This is a genomic window from Advenella incenata (assembly GCF_004217095.1).
In the GTDB taxonomy this organism is placed as follows: Bacteria; Pseudomonadota; Gammaproteobacteria; order Burkholderiales; family Burkholderiaceae_B; genus Advenella; species Advenella incenata.
This window is the reverse complement of sequence record NZ_SHKO01000001.1, coordinates 1,352,727-1,370,549: the sequence shown is the minus strand read 5'-3', so window position 1 is coordinate 1,370,549 and position 17,823 is coordinate 1,352,727. Positions and strand designations below refer to the sequence as shown.

Below are 17,823 nucleotides of genomic sequence, written 5' to 3'. Positions count from 1 at the left end.
AACGTGACTTCATGGTTTTGCCCGGCCATCGCCAAATTGCCTGCCGCGCGGGTGCCTTGCGCGAGCCGATGCTGCGGCTTTTTTACCAACGCTGCGCAATATCACACTTGGAATCGCCGCTGTGGGCCAGCATCGCGTTATAGTAGATTTTTGCACACCTGTATTGTCAAAGGACTGGTCAAATGTCTTACCACGCCGTACTCACAGCCATCGGGCTATTCGCCCTCACCTTTCTGAGCCCGGGGCCCAATCTGTTTCTGATCGTGCAGACCAGCCTGTCCCAAGGCAAATCGGCCGGCATCGCTGCCGGTGCCGGGGTTGCGACAGGCGATGCAATCTACGCAGCACTTGGTTTGGTGGGCATGGCAACCATTATCGCCACCAGTCACACCGTATTCGCCTGTATTCAGATATTAGGTGGCGCATACCTGATCTGGTACGGCTTCAATCTGTTCAGACAGGCCCGGGGACGCACCAAAGCGGTCATTGGCAATACGGCAGCACCAACATCGGCCGCCAGCGCCAGCGTGAATTTCCGCAGAGGGATGATTACCGATCTGGCCAATGCCCAGACCGCGCTGTTTTTTGTGAGTATTTTCTCTGTCACGATCACACCTTCCACACAATGGCCTACGAAGCTGGCCATCTGGGTGGGCATTAGCCTGACGTCCCTGCTGTGGCGCGTGATGGTTTCCATGGCCTTTTCCCGTCCGTTGGTCCGGCGCGGCTACATGCATGTGCAGGCGTATCTGGAACAATTGGTCGGCGTGGTGCTGATGGGATTCGGCGTAAAGTTGATTATCGGCGGATTCAAACCCAACTGATCAATGAACGGGCCAAACACCTCGGGCTGAACGCAGCGTAGCGAATAATCTGCCCCAGGTGAATCAGTGTTTAGTGGTAAGCCCTTTGCCGGGCCGATTGGGCGCATCTTTATGCGTCTCGGTCACGCCCTTGTCAGTGATCTGCACCCATTGCAGACCCGCTTTGTGCCACTGCTCGTCAAGCATGCTGTCCAGTTGCTGCCTGCCAAATTTTTCATAAGCTGATTCATACACCAGCACCGAACCCGCCTGCGCGTTCTTCACGTAAAACTTGGCCCATTCAGCACGGACTTCACATTCGTCATCCTGATTTGCCAGTGTGTTGCCTTTCTCGTCAGCCCAGTCCCTGAATGTCATGACATGCTCCGGGTAAATACACCACTATACACCCTCCCCGGCGCGCTTTCATGTCTTTGACAGTTCTGCTCATTTCGCGCTGTCCCAGCGATCCTGCGATACTTCTGCCATATTAAGCAATGATGCTTGGTATGTGTGCAGTGAGTACACTTTCGTTTAATGATCAAGGACTTGCAAAGCGAGCTCAGGCTTGAGCTGCAATGGCTATTGTCGCCTGTTGCATAAAATCTCGATGACCAGATGGTTCCCACGCTATGACATTGGGGTCACCGTCGGCTACAGAGGTCAAAACCGACGCTTGCACGCTCGCAACCATCATATTCAGATGCGTCATCGAACAGCCCCGCTGCCAGCGGTAAACTGCTGCACAAACAGTCGTAGGCCTTTGAATTTTTTGAAAAATATATCGTTTATGCTATAATCGCGACATCTAAAAAATCATTATATATTCATGAACGCTCTTGCCTTCGCGCTGTCTGGTACGCATCGGGTTTACACCCGAGGCATGCTGCCGGGCCGCATTCGTGCAAACGTTCCTCCAGCCTTTCGTCTGACCCCCCAATTCCTAAGGTGGTTCGCCGTACTTTTCTTGGCCGTGCGTCAGGAAATCACGGCCATCACTCTTGTCCCAGATTCCTCTCGCACGGCGTAGCGGCTAACAAGCCGGAAACGTCCCCATACCAGACAAACCATGAACGCGCCTGCACACAGGCGCCCAAAAGCACATCTGTCTGGCCAGGGTCCTGTAAATACGATTCTCTGCCGTTTATATCGCAATATCTTGCGGGTAATCGGCAATGGGAGTGGAAATGGAACTGCACAATCACCTTGCCCGACCGGAACCGCACAATGCGCTGCGCACCGTTGACTATTGGCAATCCTTCGCCGAACACGCCGACGTGCTGATTCTGCATACGACGCAAATCGTCGTTGATGCCGGCAACCCGACGCATATGCCCGCCCAACATTCGCTCGCACCGGAAGTGATGTCATGAGATTCGACGTCAGCATAAGCAATGAGCAAATCGAGCAGGAACTGGCCAATCTGCAGGCAAGGATGGCACGGGGTCGACATGCGCTGGGCGATCTGCCGGTCATGGATATGCAATTTCCCGACATTGAGTTCCGTGTTCGCAAGATCGCCCGCGAACAGCGCGTGTACGCCATTGATACCGGCACGGGGCTTCTGGCGGGTTATTCCGTTTTCGATATTCTTCCCGAAGGATCGCGCCAGTTGCACTGCACCGTACGCAGCGTGCATTCTCGCTATGCCGCGCCCTATCAGGGACGCGGTATAGCCTCGGCCCTGTATACCAAAGTGCTGTCCGATGGTTTCGTTCTGGTCAGTGGCGCTCGTCAATCAAGAGCGGCCTATGCCTTATGGAAGTCTCTGGGCCGACGCATGCGATTCGACGTGGTCAAGATCACCCCCGAAACCATTGAACCGCTAAAAATTTCAGAGCGCGACAACCGGTTCCACGATCTGGATGTCCGACTGCAGCTGTGCGCGCCTTAATCAAAAAAATCATTGCTGGCAGGTGACGATCTTCAACGCCGCCTGTCCGGTAACCGTGTGATGCCTATGCCGCAACCCGACTGTGCTCACACTGACTTATTGCAGTAATTTATCCATGGGAGTAAAAATGGATCTGAGCAAGAAAACCATACGGTCTAAGCACCCGTGCTCCAGCGGCTTCCGCTGGTTTTTAAAGCACACCCCAGAGGGTGCCGACTACCAGTATCTGATCGATACGCTTCTTGCCGAAGGGCGAGTCACTGATGCATGCTGGCTGGTCGATCAGTTCGGTTCAGTCAGGGACAAACAGGCGATCGACAGCCTGGACAGTGACGCTGTGGTTGCCGCGAGGGATTTGGATATTGCGGGAAATTTGCATAGCGACACGGTATTGCGTGTGGCCGGTGCCCTGCATGTTCATGGCAGCGTGCGGGTTGGCGGCGATATTCACATCCAGGGAGATCTGGTGATCGAGGGAAACCTGAGTTGTGGCGGCACGATTGTTGTGGAAGGGTCCGTTCGCGTAGGATGGGGTATCGATGTGGCCGGCAAATTTCAATGCGATGGCGATGCCCGGGCCGGTTGGTCGTTAGACTGCGCAAGCTCCATTGAGGTTGGCGGCATCATTGTTGCCGGTCAGGATATTATTTGCGCCGACGCACTGGACTGCAAAAAAAGTGTGCGCGCCGGTGGCGATATTTCAGTTGAAAATAACCTGACTGCAGCAGAAGGCATCATTGCCAAGGGTGAGATAAGCAGCGGCATGCATATCAAGGCTGATTGGGGCATTCAGGGCGGGGGCAACATCACGGCAAAAGGTTCGATCATGGCCGGTGAAAGTATTGTTGCGGCAGCCGACGTTCGTTGCGGCAGTGGGTACGGCGTATTTGCGGGAACGCGGGTAATGCGTGAATTCTGGCCCGACAATGCAATTGTTTGCGCCGCACACCGACCCGAGCAATTGCAAAGCGGCCATTGGACCGAGCCGCAATATGCTTAAGACCTTCTCTGGTCACGCAAGCACGGTGTACAGGTGCCATGTGCAAGGTCGGCGCCCCATAACCTGCATGCCAACGACGGCCAAGTCCTCGAACCCTGCGCCAGTTAACCGGCCGCATCGCGCAAGCGTCACAATTGCATTAATTAACGGCATACGGCGATCGCGGCCCGACGCTACGAGCCGTATCGGCAAGCCAACTCTACAGGTTTTGCAGCAGGCGAACAATGCCGTCTAAATCGCCGCCCGGCACAACAGGCGCCTCGGAATAATAATTATCCCTGTAGCGGTCCCCCCGGCATTTTCTTTTCTCTTCGTAGTCGCCATTTTTCTTGTATTCGCGCTCTACCTTACAGGGACCATCCCGATATTTCTCCTTATATTCCCGCTGGTGATAGCGATCGCGATAATCATCGTCGTCATCATCGTCATCAGCCATTGCCATGATCGGAAAAGCCAGCACGCCGGCAAGCAGCAAAGTAAACATGCTTTTCATAGGTAGCTCCACATTTGAATTATCTCAAGTGTAATAGCGAGAATGCAGTTTACGAAGCCACCGAGACGGCCAGTTTTTTCAATCGCTTGCAAAGCCACTTTTCGCATAAACAAATTGCTTTCAATCGATTGCAGTCACTCCCGACGAAAATGTCGGGCAGTATCTTTCTTGCCACCGCTGGCTTGACGGATCTGTTTATTGACAGGTTTGCATTAGCTCGCTGGTCTTCTTTAGCTTACGGGCCCACTTCATCTTACTGATCTTCCTCATTTTACTGATCTGCTTTTTCTGCGACGAGCAACAGATTGACAATCAGGCTGCGGCATTCGAGCCGCCCGGTTGCCCGCCGTTGCACAAAAAGATATAATTTCTTCGAGGCCACGACCTCACCCATTTGGGGACCTTATCCGGGACGGCCCGGTTCTTTTTAAAGGAGGCCCAAATGGCCTGGTTTTTATTATTTATTGCCGGATTGCTGGAAATTGTCTGGGCGTTTTCCATGAAGCAATCAGAAGGCTTCACACGCCTGGGCGCTACCTCGGTAACGCTGGTCGCAATGGTGCTCAGTTTCGGGTTATTGTCCTGGTCCATGCGCACCCTTCCCCTGGGTACCGCTTATACGGTGTGGACAGGCATTGGTGCTGTAGGCGCCTTCGTGGTCGGCATTGTCTTTCTGCATGAACCCATGAGTGCCATGCGTATTCTTGCCGCTGCGCTTATTGTTGGCGGGCTGGTCCTGATGAAACTTTCATCGTAATTCTTTAACTATGTCATTTGTGGTTCGCCGGGCTCCCGGCGGCCCCGACCAAACCCTTTTTTGCATGGGGCTCAAACCCCAAGCCTGCCCGCAGGCCCCCATCACACCCACTACATGGCCCATGGGGTGCGGTACACCTTGTCTATTTACGATTAACGATTACTTCCCGCACATCGACCACCGTGATATTGTCGGGTGTGCAGCCTTGCGCTTTAACCAGTTTTTTGATGGCTTCGCTCCCGGTATTGGCGCGAATTTGAAATGTAGCGCCATTGCGGATTTTGAGCGTAAACTCGTTGAATTTGACTACACTCATGCTGACTGCTCCGTTTGAAAATGTGAAATTCTGCCAAATATACCGCAGAAACCAGCGGCGACAGACCTGCGCCGGCTTCGGCCCGACATAATGTCTGCTGGCAGATTCAAGATCCACCCTGCCCTGGTGTCGACGTTGCTTCATGCACTCCATCGTCGTTCAGGATCTGGCCACTTTTCCGAGGCACAAGCAACGGCGCGGTGGGACGCGGATGGGCATGCGAATACTGCAAATCGGCGCCCGCATAGATATCGTCGGCGGCCACCTCCGTTTCAAAGCGCTCATTGTCACGCTCGCGGATTTCACGGCTGATTTCCCTGATTTGATCCTCGTCGACCCCCAGTTGCTGCAAGATAGCGCCACCAAATACCATCGCCGATTCGAACGTTTCCCGCATCATATAATCCACATTCTTTTTGATCAGATGCAGCGAGTGCTCGCGATCATACGTGCGCACCAGCACTTTGGCCAAGGGAAACGCGCTGGCTACCAGCTCAACAATTCTGTTGGTCGTCTCTTTATTGTCCACGCAAACGACAATGGCCTGTGCCTGTGCCGCCCCCGACGCATGCAATATGTCCAGACGAGAGCCATCGCCATAATAAATTTTGAAGCCGAACTTCTCGGCATTCTGGATCATATCTATGTCGGTATCAATGATTGTGACATCGACACCCCGTGCCAGCAGCAATTGACTGGTGACCTGGCCGAAGCGACCGAAACCGATCATCAGTACATTGCCAGTCAGCCCGTCAGCGATACTCACGTCATCCAGAGACTCAAATTTGCCCGCTTTGGTGTACCGATTAAATATAATCCCCAGGATCGGCGTAAGCACCATGGACAGTACCACGATGGCCGTCAGGCTGGATTTGACCGAGCTGTCTATGACTTGCGCACCAGCGGCTGCGGCAAACAACACGAAGGCAAATTCGCCCCCCTGTGCCATCAGCAATGCACGGTCCAGCGCCTCGCGGTGCGGACTGCGCGTGATACGCGCCACAAGATAGATCATCAGCGCCTTGACGAACATCAGCGCCAGCACACCGCCGAGCACCAATGGCCAGTTTTGCGCAACAACCGATAAATCTAGCGACATCCCCACGCCCAGAAAAAACAGGCCCAGCAAAATACCCCGGAATGGTTCTATATCCGCCTCGATCTGATGGCGGAAGGTGGACTCGGACAAGAGCACTCCGGCCAGAAATGCCCCCATCGCCATGGACAAGCCGCTCACTTGCATCAACAGGGCTGCTCCCAGCACCACCAGCAAAGCCGCCGCGGTCATCACTTCCCTGGCGCGGGCAGCGGCCAGCACCCGGAACAGCGGATTGAGCAGCCAATACCCGGCGCCGATCAACGCCGCGATCGCAAACAGTCCGATACCGATATTCTGTAGCCTGGCAGAGGTGCTTTCAACGATATGGTTAGGGGCCATAAATGCCACAATCGCCAGGAGCGGCACGATCAGCAAATCCTCGAACAACAATATCGCAACGATTTTCTGGCCCTTGGGTTGCGCAATATCGCCCCGATCGCCCAGCAACTGCATGACAATGGCCGTAGAAGTCAGCACGAATCCTGCCGCCGAGATAAAGGCGATCTGCCAACTGAAGCCAAAAAGTAGGCCTACGCCAGTCAGACCCAGGGCGCAGGCGACAATCTGCAAAGTGCCCAGGCCAAATATTTCACGACGCAACCCCCACAGGTGGGACGGCCGCATCTCCAGTCCGATAACAAACAGGTACATGACAATACCCAGTTCAGCAATCTGCAGGATGGACGCCGAATCGGTAAAAAAAGCCAGGCCGAATGGCCCGATGGCCAGGCCGGCAACCAGATAACCCAATACCGACCCCAGGCCGATGCGCTTGAATATGGGAACGGCAATCACTGCGGCAGCAAGCAACACAACCGGCGACAACAAACTGACTGAATGGGCTTCGGCACTCATACTATTCTCATCTTTTTCTGTATATTCAAAACGGACAGGTACCGTGCGCTTGGCGGTCCAATAACGCAACCACACTTGCCCTGCTGTGAGGAAAACTTGGTCTGTATGCGCCGCAAGCAAGATCGGTTGCGCTGCGGACTCGTGAAGATTCGCTCGCCTGCGGCAAATAGTCTGCCACAAATAACGGGTGGTTATAATCACATGGTCCGGCCCATCCGCCTGTTCACGTTTAGCAAACCAACGGTTGCAACCCTGACCTGCACGATATACACCCGGAAAACCACCACGCCAGTGTAATTCGTATCACCGACGATGCGCCATATGTAGCGCCGTTTTTTTTGCTACAGACAAAAGGCACATAAGCGGTATCACAGTTGGCCAAGCCCTGTCGTGCCAGCAATTACAGCTGCAATAAGCGCGGTTAAAAAAAGCAAACAAATATCCAGCGCGTTGATTTAAATACGTTTTCTGGATATCGGCCCGTACAGAACAGCAGCAATGCCATAAATGCATACCCCGATCTGACGCGCAAGGACGGCGTTGCGGTTATTTTCCGACAAAGTCGCCTTGGGAATGTGCCCAAAAACTGCTGCTGTCGCTTGAGGATTTTCTACTACCGTATTAACTGCAGCTTCGCCCTAGTGGGAAGTGTTATCGGTGGCGCGGTAAAAAAAGTGTGTCAACACCGATTTTGAGCACTAAAAATTGTAATTAAGCATGAATGCCCAACAACGCGCATTTCCACCTCCGGCCAAATAATGCCAGCCTTAGCCCAATCTCGCGCTACGGCAGCCAACGCACGCTCATCTGCAAAAAGCCCCGGATATGACACATACATACCCTTATTAAGAGGATGTAACGAAGCGTGTTTTGCGCGCATTTTTGTTGATACGATAAATTGTGTTTATTAAAACGCTTTGCAACAGAAGGGAGAAACATTATGCTTCATTACGCAATCATCTTTTTTATTATCGCCATCATTGCAGCTGTGTTCGGATTTGGTGGCATAGCCGCTGGGGCCTCTTCGATCGCACAGATTCTTTTCGTCGTATTCCTGGTCCTTGCCATCGGCTCATTTTTCTTCGGTCGCGGCAAATAATTCATACTCATTAACAGGTTAACAACACGACGTACAACTTGGCGCAGGCCGTGCAGTCAGCGCCTGAATCGGCCCTCAACTGATTCGGCGCGGCTGGATTCTCATTTATTCCCTGTTCGCGGGCCGTTACGGATGGGCGAGCGCAAATGCACCATCAGCGGTGCAGCAGGTATCATGTCATGGGCTTATAGCCAACCCAGCCCCTGAAAGTGAACCCGGCATAAAATACGTCCACATCTACAAACCCGGCTTCGCGCAACAATGCCGTGTCCTGAGCCACCGAAAGAATCGGCAAGTCCCTACTGGGGTTTTTCCTGGCGCCGCCCGGTGGCATTACCAGGCCTGACGCCGTTGCAAATGCCACGTTGCGATCCAGCCAGCGGTCTTTATCGGATGCAGAACCTGGCAGACTGTGATGGGCAACAACCAGTGGCGCCCCGGGCTTGAGCCTGCAAAAAAGCGCCCGCAGGGTTTCAAGTCGCTCTGCCTGCTGTAGAAAGTGAAGGGTCAAAAAGCACGTTGCGGCATCAAAGCCCGCTTGTTCAATGCTGTCGATATAGCCTTGCTGAAAAGTAACGCGAGAAGCCAGTGGCCCAAGGGTCTGCCGGGCCAGGTCAAGCATCTGTTCAGACGGATCCACGCCATCGAAACGCCAGCCCGAATGCAGTTGCGCAAATTCCCTTATCTCCAGCCCGCCTCCGGCCCCCAACACTAGAATGCGCGCATCGGCCGGCACACGCTCTGCGAGCAGGACCGCTGCCATCGTGTAAAGGTCGTGCAGACCGGGCACCATTTTTTCTGTTCTGGCGGCGTAATTTGCTACGAGATCGGGCTTTGAAAATGCTTCCATCTATTGTCACCTTTTGTCCAACTCCGTTCATACTACAAGCATTCAGGTTTACCAACAGTAAACGAACGTGCCGTGTTCAATAATGCAGTTCCGGCCTTCTTGCCAGATGAAAATAATTTATACCGAAAGAGGCATCAATTGCCCGCAGTGTACAGAGCAATGACTCCGGATTACAAACAGTATTCCCCAACGACCGATAGCTGAAAAAGGCTCTGCATCGCCTTTATTTTTCTTGCCGGCAAGAAAAAACAAAGGCCTGTGCTGAAGGAGATAAATGACGATAACCCAAAATGAGATCGAACTGGGCCTCACTGCCTGATAGTGGACAATAGTTGATTTGTTCCTGTCGAAAGCCACTCATGCTTTGCGGAACCACGGAAACGCCGCTGCCGACGGCTACCAGCGAAAGCACCGCATGCATTCCATAGGCTTCCTGTGCAACTCTCGGTATAAAGCCTGCGTTCGCACATAGACGTATGACTTTCAAATGAAAGCCCCGCCCTTCATTCATGGGCCAAAGAACGAATGACTCATCCGCCAATTCGGCCAACGTCAGATCAGATCGCTGGCCCAGCGGATGGTCTTTCGCAATCGCCAGGCATAATCGGTCAGTATCGAACGGCGTCAGTTCTATATCGTCGGCACTCACCAGGGGCGGAATCAATACACTCAAATCCAGTGCACCGTTGCGTAACGCGGCAACCTGCGACGCGGTGGTCGCCTCGCGCAGCTCAAGTCGAACGTTAGGATGCTGCGCCCGAAACCGGCGAATGACACCGGGCAGGCGCCCATACAGCGAGCTGCCTACATAGCCCAGACGCACAATGCCCGTTTGCCCGGCGGCCACATCCTGCGTAGTCGTGACGGCCAGGTCCGCCTGCCAGAGCGTTTCTCGTGCTTGATCAAGAAACGTTTTCCCCGCAGCCGTCAGGCCTAATACGCGATTACCGCGTTCAATCAGGATGACACCAAGATCGTCTTCCAGCTTACGGATCGCACCGGTAAGTGGGGGCTGCGACATATTTAATCGTTGTGCAGCACGATGAAAATGAAGCTCTTCAGCGACAGCAATGAATTGCTCCATTGTTCGCAGGGTGATACGGCTTCTGCCATCTGTGACCATGTTTCCTCTCTGAAAGCCTTGGAACACGCGAAGTAATTCACGATACAAATATTATATCGCAGAAGCATATATTTAATATTTGTTATATCACAGGCCCGTACTCATACTCTATGCAAAGGTACAGTTAAAAGCGGAGGACGTAATGATGAACTTTGAAGGTCAGGTGGTACTGATTACCGGAGCGGGTCGGGGACTCGGTCTCGCATATGCCAGATGTATTGGACAACTGGGGGCGAAGGTCCTTATTCAGGACCTGGGTACAGATGCCCACGGAGATGGCGAAGACCCGCAGGTAGCGCAACTGGCTGCCGAACAACTTCGCCTGGAAGGGCTGAAGGCAGAAGCGATCTGCGGCGCCGTCGACTCGCGTGACGCCTGCCATGATCTGATCACACGTGCCATGAAGATATACGGGCGGCTGGATGCCCTGGTTCACAATGCAGGATGGGTTGACTACGAAAGCATCGAGACAATACAGGAAAATTCCTTTGACCGTATGATGGCTGTCACGGTCAAAGCGCCTCTCTGGCTCTGCCAGGCCGCATGGCCAGTCTTCAAAGCTGCCAACTACGGGCGTATCGTAATCACGACCTCTTGCCGGGCGCTTTTCCCGCACTATGCACAGAACGGGCTGGCCTCATACGCGGCAGCCAAGTTGGCTGCGGTCGGGCTTGTCAATGTCCTTGCCTGCGAAGGAAAGCAACATGGCATCTTCATTAATGCGATTTCTCCGGTAGCCAAGACGCGCATGTGGGGAATAAACGAAACTCCCGATGAACTGCGCCCGAGTGAGGTGGCGCCAGGTCTGGCCTACCTTGCATCCGCAAATTGCGTTGACACAGGCTGGATATTGCGGGCAGCGAACGGTCAATTTCATGCCACCCGGGCTCAGGAGGCTGCACACGTGGATTATCCCAGGAATTTACGGGCCATCCACGCAACAACGATGAATGAAGTTGCTGCCAATTGGTCAAAGATTGCTATCGCAAATAAGGAGCCACGTTGATGACTGCCGTCTCTATTGCTCACGCCAGCCAGGCAATCCTTGGAGAATCTCCCTTTTGGAGTCGCTCCCGAGCGCGTCTTCTATGGGTCGATACGCTAGGTACTTCTTTAAATACGTTCGACCCCGCAACAGGTCAAAATATCGAAGAGATCATGGCTGGGCCAATTGGTTTTGTCATTGAAACAGCCTCCAACGACTTCATCTTCGGTATCGGCTGCCATATTGTGACAAGAAACCGACGCGGCCAGTTGCTGACAATCGCAACAGCTCCCCATGCACAGGCGGGCTACCGCCTCAACGACGCTTGTCTTGATCCTTTTGGGCGACTGTGGGTAGGCCTGATGGACGAAGCATTGCAAGAAGGGTCCGGGTACCTTTACCGTCTGGACCCTGATGGTGTATGGCACATCATCGACTCAGGTTTTACATTGGTCAATGGCCTCGCCTTTAGTGGCGACGGAAAGACACTCTATGTCACCGACTCCCGGACCGGGATCATCTATGCCTATCAACTGGATCCAGTCTCAGGTCAAATTAACAATCGACGCGTGTTCGTTACCATAAGCCCGGATCTGGGCAAACCGGATGGCCTGATCCTTGACCACGAAGGGTTCTTGCTCAGTGTGCTCTTTGATGGTTCGGCCATTGCACGCATATCGCCAGCCGCAGACATTGTTCAGATGATTAAACTTCCCGTGCCGCGTCCCACAAGCTGCGCCTTTGACGATAGCCATCGGCAACTGTTTGTCACATCGGCTCGACTGGGTTTATCGATGGAACAATTGGAACAGGCGCCCGCCTCAGGATCTCTGTTGAAAGTCGACTATCGTCACGTTGTACTGACTTGACAGAGTCCGGTCAACGACACGACTGCGCAGTCACTGGCTTTTGCGCTTTTGCTAATTGGAAAGCCAGACCTGCAGAAATGGCCACTCTCGAATTGCATTTTTTTAAATACAACAATCATCGTTGCCTGCCGTTTTGCTCATCCGCATTATATGTGGCGGATGAGCGTGAATTCGTACTGATGTAATGAACACGGCGGGCTGGCATACAGATGCTATCTGGTCGTACCTGTTGTCAATACATGGCGGCGAATGCCTGCTGCACTTTGTCCGCTGCCGTCACCCCGTTGGCGATCAAAAGCTGGGTTAATACCCGAGCCTTTTGCGGATTCAGGTCATAGGCGACGACAAAACCACTTTTGTCATCGTCCACCTCTACATTGCGATTCACAAATCCGGAAGGCACGCGCGTTGCACGCACGACCACAATGCCCTTTTGCACTGCCCGCAACATGGCCTCCATGGCCGGCTTGGATACATTACCATCACCCACACCGGCAATCACAATCCCCTTGGCATTGCTCTCTATAGCATGATCAATCTGCGAGGCATCCATATTGCTATGCGCATAAATGATTTGCACGCGCGGCAACTGGTCGCCCTTGGGCAAGGCATAAGGTGCTTGAGCGGCCTGGCCGGCTGGCGCAAGAAAGCGCACCGAGGCGGGATCCACATAGCCCAACGGACCTGCATTCAGAGATTGAAATGACTGGACCGACGTGACGTTCGTTTTGGTGACCCAGCGTGGTGCGTGAATCGTATCATTCATCACGACCATCACGCCACGCGCCCTGGCTTGAGTGCTTGCTGCAACCTCGACCGCTTCGTACAGATTGCGCGGGCCATCCGCGCTGAGCGCACCACCCGGACGCATGGAACCGACCAGCACCACCGGTTTTGCCGAATCCAGCACATTGTGCAGGAAGAAGGCGGTTTCCTCCATCGTATCGGTGCCGTGGGTAATGACCACAGCGTCGGCTTCATTGCCCTCAAAAATCTGCGTGATGCGATTGGCCAGCGAAAACCATACTTTATCGTTCATGTCCTGCGAGCCAATATTGGAAATCTGCTCAGACTTGACCGTTGCCAGTTTTTCAATGCCAGGCACGCCCTGGACCAACTGCTGGCCCGATACTTCGCCCGAATTATAGCCAATGGCTGACCGTGCATCAGCAGCGCCGGAAATGGTGCCCCCGGTAGCAAGAATAATGATGCGGGGTTTATTGCCAGCTGGCTCGGACGAGGCAGCACCCGCGCTGCCTGCGGGCTCGGCGGCGATTGCCGGCAGCGGTGCGAGCAATGTAGAAAAAACAATGGCTGCAGTTGCCAATGCCGCTTTGCAAGAAATGAGGGCCGATGGCCGCCAGTTGCGGGGGTGAATATTCATAGGTGTCTCCTTGCCTATAATTGCTGTTTGAATTGCTGTTTGAACTTCTGTATGAAATATCGATAACATCAAAAGTGCCGGACCATCGCATCGCCTTCGAGCATCATCGACAAAAACCAGCAGATGCCATGGTTTCCTGACAGACTGCCACGACGAATGCAATATACGTAAATAGGGAAGGATTTTTTTAGCGGCCATCGGCTAGCGCCTGTTGTGCCCCGCTGCTTTGCCTTGCCCTCGCTGCTTATGCGGTACTCTTGCCGTTGTGCGTTCGGCTTCAAATATAAACCGAAACGCCCTTCGCTGCTTCTTAATGGGTTGCAATGCCGGCAAAATACCCTATTTATTTTCGCTCCCATCGTTCTATTTGAATCGTTCTATTTATTTGAGCCGCGTGATATTCCATGCTTTATTTCAAACAGCACAAGACTACGATCGGCCTGAAAAGCCACGTCCTGAGACATCACAGCAGACGGGCAAACCCATCTGCTGTGATCACTATCGCAAGAATTCACTGACCCACTGCACAAATTCCGACGGACGCTCAATATTGGACAGATGCACCACCGGCAACACTTTGAGTTGAGCCTGCGGCAACAAGGCGGCCAAGGCCTCACTGTGCGATAAAGCTGTCACCGTGTCGTATTGTCCCGCAATAATCAATACCGGCAAATTGATCAGCGCTGCTGTGCGGCGCAAATCGGCATCTCGCACTGCGGCAAAACTGCCGGCCAATCCTTGCGGCCGCGTTGTCATCAACATTGCACGAAATATTTCAACTGTCTCTGGCGCCTGCTTCATGAATTCGGCAGAAAACCAACTGCCCAAAAAGCCTTCTGCAACCGCCGCCATATCTGGTGAGATCTGCAACTGCCGGATGCGTTCATCCCATTGCGGCGATGGCCCCAAATAACCAGACGTATTGGCCAGAATCAATTTTTTTAGCCGTTGCCTTGCGTATATGCCCAACCATTGTCCGACAAAACCACCAAGCGAAAGCCCCAGAAAATGCACGCGATCCAGATGCAATGCATCCAGCAACTCGACCACATCGCGTCCCAGGCGATCCAGCGAATAGGCACCGGCCGGTGCATCGGAAGCGCCATGCCCCCTTGCGTCATAACGCAGAATATAAAAATTTTCTGACAGACTGGCGATTTGTTGATCCCACATCGCCATGGTGGTGCCGATAGAATTGGACAGCATCAATACTGGTTTGTCTGCCTGGCCGTCAAAGCGGTACGCAAGACGGGTACCATCACCCAAAGTAATAAAAGAAAGTGCATTCATGGTCATTCCTTATTGGTAAGAGAGATAAATTTTGCGGATTACGTGCGACACAGAAATCGTATAAGATTATCGAATCGGGCTGGGCGCCCTTTATTCCCTGCTGTGTAGCCTGAGAGGAAACCATCTTGACCATGAACAACGATCGTCTGAACGGCATTACCACTTTTGTTCGTGCCGTCGAAGCCGGCAGCTTCTCGCTGGCTGCAGAGCGTATGAACCTCACCCGTTCGGCTGTAGGCAAGACCATTGCCAGACTGGAACAGCGTCTGGGCGTATTGCTGTTTCAACGCACCAGCCGCAAGCAAAAACTGACCACAGAAGGACAAGTCTATTACGAGCGCTGCCTGCGCGCGCTGGCAGAGCTGGACGCGGCGGATGCAGAACTCAATAGCGGTCGCTTACAGCCGCAAGGCGTATTGCGCATCAGCGCTCCCAAACTGATTGGCCGACACTGCATCACACCAGTATTGACTAAGCTGATTGAGCGCTATCCCGACTTGCAAATCGAGATGATTTACAGCGACCGGGTTGCCGATCTGATTGAAGATGGGCTGGATCTTGCCGTGCGGGTTGGCCCCCTGGCCGACAGCAGCAGCCTGGTGGCGCGACCGCTTGGACAACAACATCAGGCACTGTGCGCCTCGCCCGCTTATCTGGCCCGCTACGGCGCCCCCGAAAGCGTGGTGGCGCTCAATGGGCATCGCGCCATTGCGTACCATCGTGCAGGACAGGATCTGGTCTGGCAAACGCTTTTTGCCAACACGCAAGGCCTCACGGTTGATATTCGCTTAAGGCTGGACGATTTGCATTCCCTGACCGACGCAGCCATCGCCGGCGTGGGTTTGGCCTGGCTGCCCGACTGGCAACTGGCGCAGTTCATACGCAGCCGGCAATTGACCGCCGTTTTGCCCGAACTGCGGCTATTGCCAACTGAAATACATATCGTGTGGCCGCAGACCCGGTTCCTGGCTGCCAAAACACGTATCGCCATCGACACGCTGTTGGCCGATGCGCCCGCCTTGCTGCATGGCCAGATCGGTCCGCGTTGAACCTGTCGGCCAGAATCGAGCAAACAACAAGAACGCCAGGCCAGTTTCCGTGCAAGAAACGGATAGCGCGCCATTTCATTGCCATGAGATAGTTCAGGCTCCAAACCAACACAGGAGCAGGACAGCATGGAACTGAAAAACAAATCAATCATCATCACAGGAGCAAGCAGCGGAATCGGCGTAGCGGCAGCGGCCCTGTTTGCGGCTGAAGGCGCCAATGTGGTGCTGGGCGCACGCCGGGGTGCGGAACTGGACGCGTTGACCAGGACCATTGAAGGCATTGGCAAAGCCGTTTATCTGGCTGGCGACGTCACGGATGAAGGTTATGCCGATGCCCTGACAGATCTGGCGATCAAGGAATTCGGTCGATTGGATGGCGCATTCAATAATGCTGGTATCGTCGGAGACATGGGGCCGGTGCCGACCATGACCATGCGCAACTGGAACGATGTCATCTCCGTCAATTTGACCGCTGCCTTCCTGGCGGCCAAATCGCAGATACCGGCCATGAGCAAAAACGGCAGCGGCTCGATCGTCTTCACATCCTCTTTTGTCGGCTTCAGCAATGGTGGCATGCCGGGAATGGGGGCCTATGCGGCATCCAAGGCGGGGCTGCTCGGGCTGGTGCAGTCGCTGGCCTCGGACCATGCTGCAGATGGCATCCGCGCCAATGCGCTGCTACCTGGCGGCACAATCACACCCGCAGGCGGAGAAGGCAATCCGGATGTCCTGGCGTTCATCGCGAGCCTGCATCCGATGAAGCGAATGGCAGACGCCAAGGAAATAGCCCAGGCAGCCCTGTTTCTGCTTTCGGACAGATCGAGCTTTATGACCGGCAGCCCGATGATTGTAGACGGCGGCATGTCGGTCAGGCTCACTTGAGCGGGCCGATCTGTGCTGCACACCATGCCCGATGTGCTGTAACGCGGCGTGAGACGAGACGGTGCGACGGGACACGCTGCGGTTTAAGCGAGCAATTGAAGTTTACTGCAAACAAAAAACCAGCCATGACGGCTGGTTAGATGCAGATAGCCAAACTGCGTGGGTTACTAGCGGTTTGCCCGGACAGCGTTGTTGTAGCCATCGATCATGAATTTAAAATCATACTGGCTCTTGCTTTCCTTGAAGCTTCTGTAATATTTGATGCAACTGTTCAAACTCATGAGGGTTGAATCCGATGACACTTGTGGATTCTTGTCTTTGATTTTCTGATATTCAGCATTGAATTCGGACAGCTCCTGCCCAAGCTGGTCTGCAATCTTGTCGGCCTGCTTCAGCTTATCCGCATTGGTCAGATCCTCCTGGCTGTCAAAGACACTAACCAGTTGTTCGGCAAGATGCATTGAGTAGGCTTTGCGGTATTGATAGTTGTTGCCGGACTGCTTAAGTACCTCGAGCTCCTTTAGTTTGGCTTGCTGGTAAACAACATCCAACTCCTTGGCAAACGCGGAATAACTGGCGAGGGCATCTTCAAAATGCTGTCTGATTTGAGCGTCTGCTTCTTTGCCCTTTTTCAGGGCGTCTGTTTTATACGAAGCTGATTCGTAGTACTGCTCGAACACGGCGGTATCACTTTTTACTGCTTCCAGTTTTTTCATCAGATCATCGGCGGCTTGATCAAGCGCCGGGCGACTGCGTTTACCTTTGATGGCTTCTGCGTACTGCGAGAACGTATACTTGAACGTTGCAGACGGATAGCCAAGGCTCTGGGATGGTTTTGCCTTTGGAATATTTAATCTGACATACGCCTCGTAAGAGGCTTGCAGGCCGGAGAGCCCCATCAGGTCGTTATTCATCGCAATGTAGTTGTTAAGGCTATTGTCAGCCTGAACACTAGACTCCTGTGTCGAGGCTGTATTCGAACCTGCCTTTTCATTGCATCCGGCCAATACCAGACATGAGATTAAAGCAACCGCCAAAGCACCTTTTTGAATTTTCATTATGATCCTGGAAATTT

At 53.5% G+C, this 17,823-nt stretch carries 19 protein-coding genes; 10 read left to right on the top strand and 9 right to left on the bottom strand.

The annotated features are described in order from the left end of the window. Window positions 1–182 precede the first annotated feature (182 nt). On the top strand, window positions 183–824 hold the full coding sequence (locus tag EV681_RS06215; protein WP_128395213.1) for a homoserine/threonine efflux transporter: 642 nt from the start codon (window positions 183–185) through the stop codon (window positions 822–824). 63 nt (window positions 825–887) lie between these two features. Here the strand turns inward: EV681_RS06215 and EV681_RS06210 are convergent, their stop codons facing one another. Then, a complete protein-coding gene (locus EV681_RS06210; protein ID WP_130303530.1) occupies window positions 888–1,181 on the bottom strand; it encodes a hypothetical protein in 294 nt (97 codons plus the stop codon). An 809-nt stretch (window positions 1,182–1,990) separates the two neighbouring features. Here EV681_RS06210 and EV681_RS06205 point away from each other — a divergent pair. The 3 genes from EV681_RS06205 to EV681_RS06195 all read left to right on the top strand — a co-directional run bounded on the left by EV681_RS06205 (window position 1,991) and on the right by EV681_RS06195 (window position 3,697). Further along, window positions 1,991–2,176 (top strand): hypothetical protein, encoded by a 186-nt coding sequence (locus EV681_RS06205; protein ID WP_128395211.1) that lies wholly within the window; start codon window positions 1,991–1,993, stop codon window positions 2,174–2,176. Next, window positions 2,173–2,697 (top strand): N-acetyltransferase, encoded by a 525-nt coding sequence (locus tag EV681_RS06200; protein WP_128395210.1) that lies wholly within the window; start codon window positions 2,173–2,175, stop codon window positions 2,695–2,697. Before EV681_RS06205 ends, EV681_RS06200 begins: the two co-directional genes overlap by 4 nt. Before the next feature lie 127 nt (window positions 2,698–2,824). Beyond that, complete coding sequence (locus tag EV681_RS06195; protein WP_128395209.1) at window positions 2,825–3,697, top strand: hypothetical protein; 873 nt, start codon at window positions 2,825–2,827, stop codon at window positions 3,695–3,697. A gap of 199 nt (window positions 3,698–3,896) precedes the next feature. Here the strand turns inward: EV681_RS06195 and EV681_RS06190 are convergent, their stop codons facing one another. Beyond that, a complete protein-coding gene (locus EV681_RS06190) occupies window positions 3,897–4,190 on the bottom strand; it encodes a hypothetical protein (protein ID WP_130303529.1) in 294 nt (97 codons plus the stop codon). Between the two features lie 442 nt (window positions 4,191–4,632). On the opposite strand from EV681_RS06190, the gene EV681_RS06185 reads away from it, so the two are divergent. Beyond that, entirely contained in the window at window positions 4,633–4,947 is a 315-nt protein-coding gene (locus EV681_RS06185) for a DMT family transporter (protein ID WP_130303528.1), read from the top strand. 142 nt (window positions 4,948–5,089) lie between these two features. Here EV681_RS06185 and EV681_RS22490 read toward each other — a convergent pair whose 3' ends face one another. Next, the gene (locus EV681_RS22490; protein ID WP_165392960.1) at window positions 5,090–5,263 is read right to left on the bottom strand and encodes a hypothetical protein; all 174 of its coding nucleotides are present in this window, start codon (window positions 5,261–5,263) and stop codon (window positions 5,090–5,092) included. Window positions 5,264–5,369: 106 nt separating this feature from the next. Further along, complete coding sequence (locus EV681_RS06180; RefSeq protein WP_130303527.1) at window positions 5,370–7,217, bottom strand: monovalent cation:proton antiporter-2 (CPA2) family protein; 1,848 nt, start codon at window positions 7,215–7,217, stop codon at window positions 5,370–5,372. 940 nt (window positions 7,218–8,157) lie between these two features. Between EV681_RS06180 and EV681_RS06175 the strand changes: the two genes are divergently transcribed. Beyond that, window positions 8,158–8,316, top strand: a complete 159-nt coding sequence (locus tag EV681_RS06175; RefSeq protein WP_128395205.1) for a DUF1328 domain-containing protein — start codon at window positions 8,158–8,160, stop codon at window positions 8,314–8,316. 172 nt (window positions 8,317–8,488) lie between these two features. Here EV681_RS06175 and EV681_RS06170 read toward each other — a convergent pair whose 3' ends face one another. Next, window positions 8,489–9,166, bottom strand: a complete 678-nt coding sequence (locus tag EV681_RS06170) for a class I SAM-dependent methyltransferase (RefSeq protein ID WP_130303526.1) — start codon at window positions 9,164–9,166, stop codon at window positions 8,489–8,491. Between the two features lie 223 nt (window positions 9,167–9,389). Then, window positions 9,390–10,250, bottom strand: coding sequence for a LysR family transcriptional regulator (locus EV681_RS06165; protein ID WP_128395549.1), 861 nt, complete (start codon window positions 10,248–10,250; stop codon window positions 9,390–9,392). Window positions 10,251–10,431: 181 nt separating this feature from the next. Between EV681_RS06165 and EV681_RS06160 the strand changes: the two genes are divergently transcribed. Further along, entirely contained in the window at window positions 10,432–11,295 is an 864-nt protein-coding gene (locus tag EV681_RS06160) for an SDR family NAD(P)-dependent oxidoreductase (RefSeq protein ID WP_130303525.1), read from the top strand. Then, the gene (locus EV681_RS06155; protein WP_128395202.1) at window positions 11,295–12,143 is read left to right on the top strand and encodes an SMP-30/gluconolactonase/LRE family protein; all 849 of its coding nucleotides are present in this window, start codon (window positions 11,295–11,297) and stop codon (window positions 12,141–12,143) included. Before EV681_RS06160 ends, EV681_RS06155 begins: the two co-directional genes overlap by 1 nt. A 232-nt stretch (window positions 12,144–12,375) precedes the next feature. Here the strand turns inward: EV681_RS06155 and EV681_RS06150 are convergent, their stop codons facing one another. Further along, window positions 12,376–13,527, bottom strand: coding sequence for an asparaginase (locus EV681_RS06150; RefSeq protein WP_130303524.1), 1,152 nt, complete (start codon window positions 13,525–13,527; stop codon window positions 12,376–12,378). 498 nt (window positions 13,528–14,025) lie between these two features. Beyond that, a complete protein-coding gene (locus EV681_RS06145; RefSeq protein ID WP_130303523.1) occupies window positions 14,026–14,817 on the bottom strand; it encodes an alpha/beta fold hydrolase in 792 nt (263 codons plus the stop codon). Between the two features lie 131 nt (window positions 14,818–14,948). Here EV681_RS06145 and EV681_RS06140 point away from each other — a divergent pair, with 131 nt between their 5' ends. Further along, entirely contained in the window at window positions 14,949–15,866 is a 918-nt protein-coding gene (locus EV681_RS06140) for a LysR family transcriptional regulator (protein ID WP_130303522.1), read from the top strand. Window positions 15,867–15,992: 126 nt separating this feature from the next. Next, window positions 15,993–16,748 carry an SDR family oxidoreductase gene (locus tag EV681_RS06135; protein ID WP_130303521.1) on the top strand — a complete coding sequence of 252 codons (756 nt, stop codon included), beginning with the start codon at window positions 15,993–15,995 and terminating at the stop codon, window positions 16,746–16,748. A 167-nt stretch (window positions 16,749–16,915) separates the two neighbouring features. On the opposite strand, the gene EV681_RS06130 is transcribed toward EV681_RS06135, so the two are convergent. After that, window positions 16,916–17,806, bottom strand: coding sequence for a DUF3829 domain-containing protein (locus EV681_RS06130; RefSeq protein WP_165392959.1), 891 nt, complete (start codon window positions 17,804–17,806; stop codon window positions 16,916–16,918). Between the last annotated feature and the right edge of the window lie 17 nt (window positions 17,807–17,823).